At 65.0% G+C, this 11,034-nt stretch carries 14 protein-coding genes; 4 read left to right on the top strand and 10 right to left on the bottom strand.

Going from position 1 to position 11,034, the window contains the following annotated elements:
- Nucleotides 1-425: 425 nt before the first annotated feature.
- Genes rpsN through rpmB form a run of 3 tightly spaced genes read right to left on the bottom strand, consistent with a single transcriptional unit; the run spans nt 426 to nt 1,138 of the window.
- Nucleotides 426-731, bottom strand: a complete 306-nt coding sequence (rpsN, locus tag J7E83_RS16665) for a 30S ribosomal protein S14 (protein WP_050687445.1) — start codon at nt 729-731, stop codon at nt 426-428.
- Nucleotides 732-734: 3 nt separating this feature from the next.
- Nucleotides 735-902, bottom strand: a complete 168-nt coding sequence (gene rpmG / locus J7E83_RS16660) for a 50S ribosomal protein L33 (RefSeq protein WP_013602737.1) — start codon at nt 900-902, stop codon at nt 735-737.
- Nucleotides 902-1,138 carry a 50S ribosomal protein L28 gene (gene rpmB / locus J7E83_RS16655; RefSeq protein ID WP_104043693.1) on the bottom strand — a complete coding sequence of 79 codons (237 nt, stop codon included), beginning with the start codon at nt 1,136-1,138 and terminating at the stop codon, nt 902-904. Before rpmB ends, rpmG begins: the two co-directional genes overlap by 1 nt.
- Before the next feature lie 328 nt (nt 1,139-1,466).
- Between rpmB and J7E83_RS16650 the strand changes: the two genes are divergently transcribed.
- Genes J7E83_RS16650 through J7E83_RS16640 form a run of 3 tightly spaced genes read left to right on the top strand, consistent with a single transcriptional unit; the run spans nt 1,467 to nt 4,265 of the window.
- Complete coding sequence (locus J7E83_RS16650; protein WP_214964447.1) at nt 1,467-2,942, top strand: ferric reductase-like transmembrane domain-containing protein; 1,476 nt, start codon at nt 1,467-1,469, stop codon at nt 2,940-2,942.
- Nucleotides 2,939-3,460 (top strand): FMN-binding protein, encoded by a 522-nt coding sequence (locus J7E83_RS16645; protein ID WP_214964445.1) that lies wholly within the window; start codon nt 2,939-2,941, stop codon nt 3,458-3,460. The genes J7E83_RS16650 and J7E83_RS16645 overlap by 4 nt, the downstream gene beginning before the upstream one ends.
- Nucleotides 3,444-4,265, top strand: coding sequence for an FAD:protein FMN transferase (locus J7E83_RS16640; protein ID WP_396020564.1), 822 nt, complete (start codon nt 3,444-3,446; stop codon nt 4,263-4,265). Before J7E83_RS16645 ends, J7E83_RS16640 begins: the two co-directional genes overlap by 17 nt.
- On the opposite strand, the gene J7E83_RS16635 is transcribed toward J7E83_RS16640, so the two are convergent.
- Nucleotides 4,262-5,023 carry an SGNH/GDSL hydrolase family protein gene (locus J7E83_RS16635; RefSeq protein WP_214964443.1) on the bottom strand — a complete coding sequence of 254 codons (762 nt, stop codon included), beginning with the start codon at nt 5,021-5,023 and terminating at the stop codon, nt 4,262-4,264. The genes J7E83_RS16640 and J7E83_RS16635 overlap by 4 nt on opposite strands.
- Nucleotides 5,024-5,095: 72 nt before the next feature.
- On the bottom strand, nt 5,096-5,581 hold the full coding sequence (locus tag J7E83_RS16630; protein WP_214964441.1) for a MarR family winged helix-turn-helix transcriptional regulator: 486 nt from the start codon (nt 5,579-5,581) through the stop codon (nt 5,096-5,098).
- Nucleotides 5,582-5,651: 70 nt separating this feature from the next.
- Between J7E83_RS16630 and J7E83_RS16625 the strand changes: the two genes are divergently transcribed.
- Nucleotides 5,652-5,939 (top strand): YciI family protein, encoded by a 288-nt coding sequence (locus J7E83_RS16625; RefSeq protein WP_214964440.1) that lies wholly within the window; start codon nt 5,652-5,654, stop codon nt 5,937-5,939.
- Here J7E83_RS16625 and J7E83_RS16620 read toward each other — a convergent pair.
- The 5 genes from J7E83_RS16620 to J7E83_RS16600 form a co-directional block, all read right to left on the bottom strand.
- A complete protein-coding gene (locus tag J7E83_RS16620) occupies nt 5,936-6,784 on the bottom strand; it encodes an SGNH/GDSL hydrolase family protein (protein WP_214964439.1) in 849 nt (282 codons plus the stop codon). The two genes, J7E83_RS16625 and J7E83_RS16620, sit on opposite strands and share 4 nt — an antisense overlap.
- Nucleotides 6,785-7,002: 218 nt before the next feature.
- Nucleotides 7,003-8,043 (bottom strand): siderophore-interacting protein, encoded by a 1,041-nt coding sequence (locus J7E83_RS16615; RefSeq protein ID WP_214964438.1) that lies wholly within the window; start codon nt 8,041-8,043, stop codon nt 7,003-7,005.
- On the bottom strand, nt 8,040-8,882 hold the full coding sequence (locus J7E83_RS16610; RefSeq protein WP_214964437.1) for an ABC transporter ATP-binding protein: 843 nt from the start codon (nt 8,880-8,882) through the stop codon (nt 8,040-8,042). The genes J7E83_RS16615 and J7E83_RS16610 overlap by 4 nt, the downstream gene beginning before the upstream one ends.
- A gap of 1 nt (nt 8,883) precedes the next feature.
- Nucleotides 8,884-9,909 carry an iron chelate uptake ABC transporter family permease subunit gene (locus J7E83_RS16605; RefSeq protein ID WP_214964485.1) on the bottom strand — a complete coding sequence of 342 codons (1,026 nt, stop codon included), beginning with the start codon at nt 9,907-9,909 and terminating at the stop codon, nt 8,884-8,886.
- Between the two features lie 77 nt (nt 9,910-9,986).
- Entirely contained in the window at nt 9,987-11,012 is a 1,026-nt protein-coding gene (locus J7E83_RS16600; protein WP_251043980.1) for an iron ABC transporter permease, read from the bottom strand.
- Nucleotides 11,013-11,034 lie beyond the last annotated feature (22 nt).

The raw sequence follows: 11,034 nt of genomic DNA, 5'->3' as shown, positions 1-11,034 counted from the left end.
GCAACTTTTCAAACTTACCCGGTTTCCAGCCCCGTTGCAAATCCATCTCTCAGGACCTGCACCGGTCAGAAACCCGTTCTTCACCCGAACTGAAGCACTCTAAAGAGCTACCAGAATCTGGTGTTGAATTGGGGGTTTGGCCGCCCGCGGAAACCAGCTCTTCGCTGTCTCCCTCGCGGCGACTTAGAAAACATTACACCCACTCTGCCCCCACCGCAAATCCCCTCAACGCCGGTCGGAATCCCCGCCGTTTCGGGGCTGGAGGCGTCATCCGCACCCAGGACCGCGTGCCGCCGTCGTGATCCTGTTCTGTGGGCTGCAGCACATCAGACACGTGCCGGCACAGTTGGTCGTTAATGCACAGAAGGGCCGGCAACCTGATGGTTGCCGGCCCTTCTCAAGCAGCTGGAATCAGCGGTGCTGGATTACCAGGAAGACTTGGTGATGCCCGGGAGCTCACCGCGGTGAGCCATGTCGCGGAAGCGAACACGGGAGATACCGAACTTCTGGAAGGTTCCGCGGGGACGGCCGTCGATGATGTCGCGGTTACGCAGACGGATCGGGGACGCGTTGCGGGGCAGCTTCTGCAGGCCGAGGCGTGCAGCTTCGCGTGCTTCGTCGGTGGCGTTTGCGTCGACGAGGGTCTTCTTCAGTTCGAGGCGCTTTGCAGCGTAACGCTCAACGATGACCTTGCGCTGCTCGTTGCGAGCAATCTTGGACTTCTTAGCCATGGTTTAGCGCTCCTCTCGGAATTCGACGTGCTGGCGGATCTTGGGATCGTACTTCTTCAGAACCATGCGGTCCGGGTCGTTACGACGGTTCTTGCGGGTTACGTAGGTGTAACCCGTGCCCGCAGTCGACTTGAGCTTGATGATCGGACGTACGTCCTTGTCCTTAGCCATTAGAGCTTCACTCCCCGAGCAAGGATGGAGGCGACGACAACGTCAATGCCGCGTACGTCGATGGTCTTGATGCCCTTTGCAGAAACCTGCAGCGTGACATTACGGCGCAGGGACGGAACCCAGTAGCGCTTCTTCTGGATGTTCGGATCGAACCGGCGCTTGTTGCGGCGGTGCGAGTGCGAAATGCTGTGCCCAAAGCCCGGCTCGGCTCCGGTCACTTGGCAGTGTGCTGCCATGACTTCTCCTCAAAAATTGAAAGTAATGATCCGCATATCTGCTGCTGGATCATGCGTCCAAGTGCGACCCAAAGTGATCAGGGTGAACGGTTAGTCACGCAACTTGAGCCCCTAACTACCGGCTACCCTGGAGAAAATTACCGGGCCACCGGAGCAATTGCGCACGCTCCGCGCACTTAGCGCCTACCAAGTCTACGAGTTCGGGCAATTAAAGACCAATCCGGCCTCTGATGGTGTATACGGGTCTTGCTCCGCCTCTCCCGAAGTCACAGCGTGTGCACCGGTCGTTTCACAGGAGAATGAAAGCTTCACGGCGCACCTTTGAAGCATGAAGACACAGCTCCTGCCGGCACCCCCGGCTGATAGCCGCTCCGGCCGTCCGGAGCTTCGTACAGGTCCACGGGGCCCCTCCGGGTCCCAATACTTTGTGGCACAGCACCGCCGACGGCGGCTCCGCGCTGATGCCCTGACTGTCACGGCCTGGAGCTCAGTGGCCGCCGCCGTCGCGCTGTGGCTGGCCGACGGCGGCGCAACAGTGATCGATTCGGCCGGCTCCGCGTTGACCGCCTTGGGGATCGTTGCCGGTTTGACGGGGATGGACCTGGTCCTGCTTATGCTGCTCCTGGTAGCCCGAATCCCGCTGATCGACCAGACCATCGGGCACGACCGAGCCCTGGAGTTCCACGGCAAACTCGGTAAACCCTCGCTCTATCTCCTGCTGGCCCACGGCCTCCTGATTGCGGTGGGTTATGGAATGGCTGAGGGGCTGGACCCCATCAGCGAATCGGTTGCCTTGTGGGTCCAGGTGCCTGATATGTGGTTGGCCTTCATTTCGATGGCCCTGTTCATCGCAGTAGTGGTCACGTCCCTGGCGGCTGTCCGCCGTCGTTTTCCGTACGAATTCTGGTACGCCGTGCACCTGCTGACGTATGCCGCCGTCGGCACGTCGATCCCGCACCAGTTCAGCGTAGGCGCGCTCTTCGCCGAAGGTACGTGGCAACGCTGGTACTGGATGGCCATCTGCATCGCCACGGGGACGGCCCTGCTCTACTACCGCGTACTGCAGCCGGTCCTGGCCACTTCCCGGCACCAACTCACGGTCAGTCGGGTTCAAACCGTGGCCCGTGACGTTGTAAACATCGAGATGACGGGGCGTCAGCTCAATCGGCTTACCGGCTCCGGCGGCAGGTTCTTCGTCTGGCGGTTCCTCGCTCCCGGGCTCTGGTGGCATCCGCACCCTTTCAGTCTGTCGTCCGAGCCCCGGGTGCCGGGCACCAATGGCGAGGGCTCGCTGCGGATCACGGTCCGCAACCTGGGCCGAGGCTCGTCACAGCTTCTCCGGCTGCGGCCCGGCACGAAGGTTGCCGTGGAAGGACCCTACGGACTCTTCGGCACGGCAGCGCGGAGCCGGGAGAAGGTGGTCATGATCGGTGCCGGAATCGGGATCACTCCCCTGCGTGCCCTGCTCGAAAGGACTCCGTTTACTCCCGGGAACGCCACTGTCCTGCTGCGCGGACACAGTGAACAGGAGCTGTACCTCAGCTCCGAAATCCTGGAAATCTGCCGAAGCCGCGGCGTCAGGCTCTTCCACCTCACAGGTCCCCGCGCCGAGCGGAGTCCCCACAGCTGGTTGCCCGAGGACGCGGTCCGCAACGGGCACAACCTCGCGGCCTATGCCCCGGACATCGCGGATTCGGACGTGTATATCTGTGGTCCCGCAGCCTGGGCCCGCAGCGTCATCGCCGATGCCGGCAGGGCGGGCGTTCGGCCGGAACAGATCCATCACGAAAGGTTTGACTGGTGAAGGCACGGGGAGCAGTTTCAGCAGCGCTGGCATCAGCCGGCATCCTCCTTGCAGGCTGGCAGGCCGGCGCCCAGGTGGCTGAGATCCGCAGATCAGTAGTTGCAACATCCGCCGGAACCAACGCCGGCACGACATCCGGGGGCGCGACTTCCGGCCCCGGAAGCGCAAGCTCCGGTTCCTCAGATTCCGCAGCGGCGGCTGAGTCGTCCGGATCGTCGGGAGCCGGTGCGGCAGCAGCTGGCGGCGGAACCTATGCGGGTGCCGCTGTCCAGACGAGGTTTGGAACCGTCCAGGTCCAGATCACGGTGAAAAGCGGCGTGATCACCGATGTGACGGCACTCCACCTCACCGACGACGACCGCAAGTCCGTCCAGATCAGCAATCGGGCGGCCCCGCTGCTGCGGAGTGAAGTACTGGCAGCCCAGTCCGCGAATGTCCAGACCATCAGCGGCGCCACCGTCACCAGCGATGGGTATCTCACGTCCCTCCAGGCAGCCATCGATGCCGCAAACCTCTGAGAGCCAGGTGGCAATGACATGCCGGGAAGCCATGAAGGCCAGGACGTTCCAGTGCATGGGCACGGTCATGAGCCTGACCTTTCCAAGCGGTCCGGCTGCGGAAGGGCACCCATCCGATGACGAGATCGCAGCTGCCGCCGCCGTCGTCGAACGTCTTTTCCTGGACCTGGACCAAACGTTCAGCCTGTACCGGCCTGATTCGGAAGCGAGCCGGCTCGCCCGCGGTGAGCTAGCGCTCCGGAATGTGTCAGCCGGCATGCGCGAGCGGTATGAGGAGGCGCTTGACTGGCGGCACCGCACCGAAGGTGCATTCACTCCAGAAAGGTCCGACGGCGTGCTGGATCTTTCCGGTCTGATCAAGGGCCACGCGATCCGTGAGGCGGGGACTTCGCTGCTCGCGCTGGGCAGGCATGACTGGTGCCTGAACGGCGGCGGCGACGTGCTGGTCACAGGGTCGCCCAAGCATGGAATCGATGAGCCGTGGCAGGCCGGGATCGTTGATCCCGAGGACCGCGGCACCCTGGTGGCCGCATATCCCCTCGGCGCGGGAAGAAAGCACGCGGCGCTGGCCACATCGGGTTCCGCTGAACGAGGCGACCACATCTGGGGGCAGCCAGGCGCAGCCCGGGCTTTTATCCAAGTCTCCGTCGCGGCAGCAGACATCGTGACCGCGGACGTCCTGGCCACGGCGATTGTGGCCGGCGGTGCGCCAATGCTGGACCGTGCGACGGACTGCTGGGATATTTCCGTGCTTGCAGTCGCGGCAGACGGGCAGCTGCTGGCGACGCCTGGTTTCCGCCGCTAAGGACGGGTCAGCTGGGCGTATTTCGGTGTGAGGCCGTCCCCGGAGGACTTGCCGGTCAGTCTACGGACCACCCACGGGGCGGCGAAATCGCGGACCCAGTGTGCGTTGGCGCGGATGGCTTCGGTCCGGCTCAGCTCAGGGACCGGCGTCATGGGCGGGACCTCGATCGAGTGATTGTGTTCCAGGACCGTCAGCACACGCTTTGCCATGTTGGCATGCCCGGCGGCGGACATGTGCATCCGGTCCTGCGCCCACATCCCCCAGTCGTAGTATTCGCTGAAGCGCCAGTAGTCCACCAGCAGAGCGCCGTGATCGCCCGCGATGCCGCGGACGAGCTCGTTGTAGATGGCGGTGCGGCCACGGGTGGTGCTGAAAATTTTGGAACCCCGGGAGTCAAAACCGGTGAACATCACCACCGTGGCGCCGGTGGCGCTCAACTTCCGGATGCCGGCGTCGTACTCCACCAGCAGGTCATCGATGTCGATCTTGGGGCGCAGAATGTCGTTGGCTCCTGCATATATGGTCACCAGGGTGGGTTTAAGCTCGACGGCGGCGTCCACCTGCTCTGCCATGATCTGGCGGAGTTTCCTACCGCGGATCGCGAGGTTGGCGTAGCCGAAGCCCGGATCTGCAGCGCCCAGCTGCTCCGCTACCCGGTCTGCCCAGCCACGAACGCCGTTGGGGCGCGCCGGGTCGTCATCGCCGACGCCTTCCGTGAAAGAGTCACCGAGGGCTACGTAGCGGGCCGAAAAATCCATAGCGCCAGTGTGTCATCAGTTGCTGGGAGCAACCAAGTGTGGGCGCGGCGCCGGTCAGGGACGGCACCCGGGCTACGGCTGGTTTTCGCGCAGGATCCAATGATCATCATCGAGCCGGGCCACAATCTTCTCCCCGATCCGGGCCAGGTCAGCGACGTCACGAGCCGTCAGTGCGTCCAGGAACTTGGTGCGGACCGCTTCCACGTGCCCCGGTACGAGGGCCACCAAAGTCGCCATGCCGGCGTCGGACAGGTGGGCCGAGGTGACCCGTGCATCGCCCGGATGCGGCCGCCGTTCCAGCCAGCCGCGCTTTTCCAGCTTCGTGACCACATGCGACAGCCGGGACAGTGAGGAACTCGTGCGGGCGGCAAGTTCACTCAAGGGAAGAAAGCGACCTTCCGCCTCCGACAGCATGGCCATGACGTTGTAGTCGAACAGCGACACCTTGCCCGCAGCGTGCAGTTGCGTGTCCAGGGCGGCAGGAAGCATGGTGTTGATGCTCAGCAGGGCTAGCCAGGCACGGCGTTCGTCGGCATTGAGCCAGCGCGGTTCGGTCATGCGTACATTCTAGGTTCCTTGCCTCCTTGACAGTTCAAGTGACCTCATATCCTCCCGGTAGGCTGATTGTATGTATGTTGTGTCGCTGAGCTACAAGGTGCCCGAGGACGTAGTGGAGTTCCATCTGGAGGCCCACGTCGACTGGCTAAAGGGTGCTTTTGAGGACGGTGTCTTTGTTGCCGCCGGACGCAAGGTGCCCCGGACCGGTGGATTGCTGCTGTCCAGGGCAGACCGTTCCACGCTGGATGCCAGCCTGGCCAAAGACCCCTTCTACGTGAACGGCGTTGCTGACTTCCAGGTCACCGAGTTCGCGGCCAACAGGGTTGCCCCGGGCTTTGAAAACCTCCTCGACGCCTAACACTCCGCTGCGTTGGCCCGGGATTTTTCCGCCAGCTTTTTCAGCCCACCCTTCTTCGGCACCTTGACCGGTTCGGGCCACCGTGGGCTGAGTGCATCTCCCAGCGTGGTGCCCCTGATCTTGCGGCCGAACAGGGGCAGCACCCAATCGTGGACCCAGCGCCGTTGATGCCTTTCCCATTCCCGCAGGCTCAGCCGGGCCGGCGGGTCCCATTCCTTCGGAACGAACTTGTGCGGTACACCGAGTTGATCCAGCACCTGCCCCGCGAGGTACTTGTGGCCCGCCTTTGACATGTGAAGCCGGTCAGCGTCCCACATCCGCCGGTCATGGAACGCGTCCAGGCACCAGTAGTCCACCAGGACCGCACCGTACTTCACTGCGATCTCGCGCACGCGCTCGTTGTAGCTGGTATTGCGCTTCCTCAGAGGCTCAAGGAGCGCCGAAACCTTGACGTCGAAGCCCGTGAACAGGACCACCGTGGCTCCCGTTCCGGCAAGGCGCGCCACCAGATCTTCGTAAGTTTCCATCAGTGCGGCCACGTCCGTGCCCAAGTCCAGGATGTCGTTCCCGCCGGCATAGAGAGTCACCAGCGTTGGCTCCATGGCCAGCGCCGGTTCAAGTTGCTCGCTGATGATGTGCCTCAACCGCTTACTCCGGATGGCCAGGTTGGCGTACTCCCACCCCGGTCGGGCCTTCGCCAGCTTCTCCGCTACCCGGTCGGCCCAGCCCCGGACCCCGTTGGGCAGGCGCTCATCCCGGTCCCCCACACCCTCGGTGAACGAATCCCCCAAAGCAACGAAAACCCGCCGGCCCTCCCTGACCGGAAGCAAAGGATTAGAACCCATACACACAAAGTAGCCTCCCAAAGAAACGCCGAGGTAAACGGACAGCAACAGAACTGGGGGCCGTTGGTTCTGGCGCACAGCTGGTTCTGACCAGCCTTCGGCCGGCATGCACCAGACATTGCAGATGGATTGGTTCCCGGACGGTTCGGCGACCAAGCCCTCGCAGATGCATGTCGATTGGGTCCGCGTCTACGGGTAAGGCAGGCCGGAGGAATGCCCTACAGCTCCGCTTTCCCCCGTCGCCAGTACCCCATGAACGCAACCTGCTTGCGGTCGATCCCCACGTCCCGCACCAAGTAGCGCCGCATGTCCTTGATAACGCCGGCTTCCCCGGCGATCCAGGCGTAGAAGGGCATGGCACCGGCGGGCATGTCCGGGTTCTTGGTAGCGCCGATCGCCGCAGTGTCCATCCGCGCGGGGGTCTCCCAGAGGATGTCCACATCCACGTTGACCTCCTCGGGCTCGGGGCCCGCGCCGCCGTCGGCCGCTTTGATGCCTACCCAGCCCGGCACCGGAACGGCCAGCCGAACCGCTTCCTGGAGCAGTTCCCCGTGCGGACGTGAGCGTCCGATGGCCGCACCACGGGCAAGCCAGGTGACGTCGACGTCGGCGGCGGTCCTGAGATCCAAGAAGTCAGCGGCCTGCGGAACTTCCAGGAAGGCTTGGCCACTCATATAAGGAGGCAGGCTTTCAAGGATGGCGGAGATGGCGGGGACCGCGGTCTCGTCGCCGGCGAAGAGGACGCGCTGGGCCATCCCGGGCCGCCATTCGATGCCTGAGTAGATCTCGGCAGTGACGCAGTGGGCGGCGCGGCTGTTGGGACCGATGATGGTGATGGCGTCGCCCGGCTTGGCGTTGAGGGCCCAGTTGGCGGCGGGGCCGCCGTTTCCTTCGGAGTCAAAGTGCATCACGAAGTCGACGTCGATCTCCGGGTATACAGAATCCAGGCGTGACTCGCGGACGGTGTAGGTGCGCATGGAGCCCCGGACGGCGGGATCCATGTCCAGCCATTCCCGGTACCAGCCGGCCTGGTCCATCCGGAACGCCGGCAGCGGAAGCTGGCTTCCGTCCTGCGCCAGCGACGGGATCATCAGCTTGATCCGCAGATCCATCGTGTCCCCATGGACGCCGAAGTTGCGCAAGGAATAGCCGCCGAACGTGATCCGGCGGAAGTTTGGGCTCAGTTCCAGGACTGAGGAAACGCTGACCTCGAACGCCAGGGTCATGGGCTCCGTTAATGCGGTCTCGCGGGTCTTCATGAAACAGGCTCCAGTTCGTTGACGACGTCGTTGGCGGGCGTGCGATGGCGGCCGGCGTGATGGCGGCCGATGGGGATGACCAGGGGCGTTCCCGAGACGGGATCGGGAATCACTCGGGACTCGAGGCCGAAGACCTCACGGACCAGGTCCTCAGTGACCACGTCCCCGGGGGCGCCGAGGGCCACAACGGCGCCGCCCTTCATGGCGATAACGTGATCCGCGTAGCGGGCAGCCAGGTTCAGGTCGTGCAGGACGATGGCGACGGTGGTGCCCCGTTCGCGGTTCAGGTCCGTGACCAGGTCCAGGACTTCTATCTGGTGGGCCAGGTCCAGGTAGGTGGTGGGCTCGTCCAGCAGCAGCACCTCCGTTTCTTGGGCGAGCGCCATGGCGATCCAGACGCGCTGTCGCTGACCGCCGGACAGCTCATCCACATTCCGGGCGGCGAGGTCCAGCGTTTCGGTGGCTTGCAGCGCGCGCTGCACCGCGGCGTCGTCGCCCTGGCTCCAACTGCGGAAGAAGCCCTGGTGCGGGTACCGCCCCCGGCCCACCAGGTCCCGGACAGTGATGCCGTCCGGCGCCGCGGGGTGCTGCGGGAGTAGTCCCAGCGTGCGGGCCAACTCGCGGGCCGGACGGGAGTGGATGTCCTTGCCGTCCAGCGTCACTGCTCCCGCTGCGGGCTTGAGGAGCCTGGACAGTCCACGGAGAAGGGTCGATTTTCCGCAGGCGTTGGCGCCCACGATCATGGTCACCTTGCCCTCGGGAATCTCCGCGCTGAGTCCGTCCACCACACAGCGCTGGTCATATTTCAGCGTGAGGTCCCGGGCGTTGAGAACCGCCATCTCAGGCATCCTTTCGGTTGGCCGTGACCAGGAGCCACAGTAGGAAGGGCGCTCCAAGGGCACCGGTGATCACGCCAACAGGCAGCACAGTGCCGTCAAGCAGCAGCGGCGCGATGTTGGCGGCGATGTAGTCCGCCGCCAGGACAATCACAGCACCGACGAACGCCGACGCCGGGAGGCTGGCTTTCCGGGTGAAACGCCGTGCGATGGGGCCGGCAAGGAACGCGACGAACGAAACGGGGCCGGCTGCAGCCGTCGCGACCGCTGCCAAAGCGACGGCGGCAACCACCACAGCGAGGCGGGTGCGCCCGGCCCGGATGCCCAAGCCTGCGGCAGCGTCATCGCCGAGCTCCAGCACACGGAGCGGGCCTGCCAGGGCAACGACAACTGGAATCAGGACCAGGAGGGACAGCGACAGCACGCCGGCGCGCTCCCAATTCGCGGAGTTGAGGGAGCCGTTGAGCCAGACAAGGGCGTCGGCAGCCGTCCGGACGTCCGCGCGGGTCATAAGGAAGCTGACTACGGCATGAAGGGCGGCCGCGATGCCCACACCCGCCAGGATGAGGCGGTTGCCCGCGGCGTTGCCGGCGCTGCCGCCGCCTCCGCGGAGTGAACCTCCGCGGGACACGGCGTAGATGAGGCCGGCAACGGCGAGCGCTCCGCCCAGCGCAGCACCGGAGACAGCAGCGCCGGAGGCCCCGAAGATGACGATGACGGTGACGGCGGCGGCACTCGCGCCGGAGCTGATGCCGATAACATCGGGGCTGGCCAGCGGATTTCGGAGCATGGTCTGGAAGAGGCCACCGGACAGGCCGAATGCCACGCCGATCATGGTGCCGGTCGCGGCCCTCGGCAACCTGTTCTCCATCACGATGAAACTGGCCCCTGGCATCTTTTCGCCGCCGGTGAGGTGGGCGACCAGGATCCTGAAGAAGTCCGGGATGGTCACGGTGTAGCTGCCCAGCAGGACTGAAGCAGCGAAGAGTGCGAGGACGCCGACGGCCAGCAGGGCGGTGCGAACTGGCAGATAATGCCCTCTATCGGCGCTTTTGAGGGCATTATCTGCCAGTTCGCGCGTAGTGGTGGTTGCTGGTGCCGTGGTGGTCACAGGCCGGCTCCCTTCCCGCGCCGGATGAGCCAGACGAAGACGGGCGCGCCAACCAGAGCCGTCATGATGCCGGCCGGGACTTCGCCGGGCAGCAGCACCACCCGCCCGATGATGTCCGCGCCCAGCAGCAAAGCAGGAGCCAGGACCAGGGAGAACGGCAGGATCCAGCGGTAGTCCGGGCCGGTGAGGGAACGCACGGCGTGTGGAATGACCAGGCCTACAAAGCCGATGGGGCCAGCCAGCGCCGTGGCGGAGCCGCACAGCAGCACAACCCCGAGCGCGGTGGCTCCCCTGGCCACGCCCACGCGCTGGCCGAGGCCGCGGGCGATGTCATCGCCCAGGGCCAGGCTGTTCAGGATCCGGCCGGTGGACAGCAGAATGACCGCACCTACAGCCAGGAACGGCAGACCGGGCAGCACCACCGACCAGTCCCGGCCGGCGATCCCGCCCACCTGCCAGAAACGGAAGCGGTCCAGCGTGTCCTGGCTGGAGACGAGGATGACGTTCATGAGCGAGTAAAGCCCCGCGCTAAGCGCAGCCCCCGCCAAGGCGAGCTTGACCGGCGTCGCCCCTTCCCTGCCGAGGGAGGCCACGAGGTAAACCACGACGGCGGCCCCGGCGGCGCCGATGAACGCGAACCAGATGTAGCCGGTCAGGGAGGAAACGCCGAACACGTAGATCCCACTGACCACGGCCAATGCGGCCCCGGCGTTGACGCCCATGATGCCCGGGTCTGCCAGCGGGTTGCGGGCCACACCCTGCATGGCCGCGCCGGCAAGTCCCAGGGCGCCACCGGCGAGCAGGCCAAGCACTGTTCGCGGAATGCGGGCGTGGACCACCGCATGATCGCCGTTGGCCGGATCAAACTGCATGAGCGCCTGCCACACCGTACCAACCGAGAGGCCCCTGGCGCCGACGGCCAGGGACGCGCCGGTCAGGAGGGCAAGTACGACGACGGCAGCCAGCAGCCAGGCGGCCTGCCTGGTACCGGTTCTCCCGGCCCTTCCCCCGGCGCGAACCATTCCCCCGGCGCGAACTGGCAGA

This window comes from Arthrobacter sp. ISL-48, assembly GCF_018613805.1.
Classification (GTDB): Bacteria; Actinomycetota; Actinomycetes; order Actinomycetales; family Micrococcaceae; genus Arthrobacter.
This window is presented reverse-complemented; position numbering and strand designations above follow the sequence as displayed.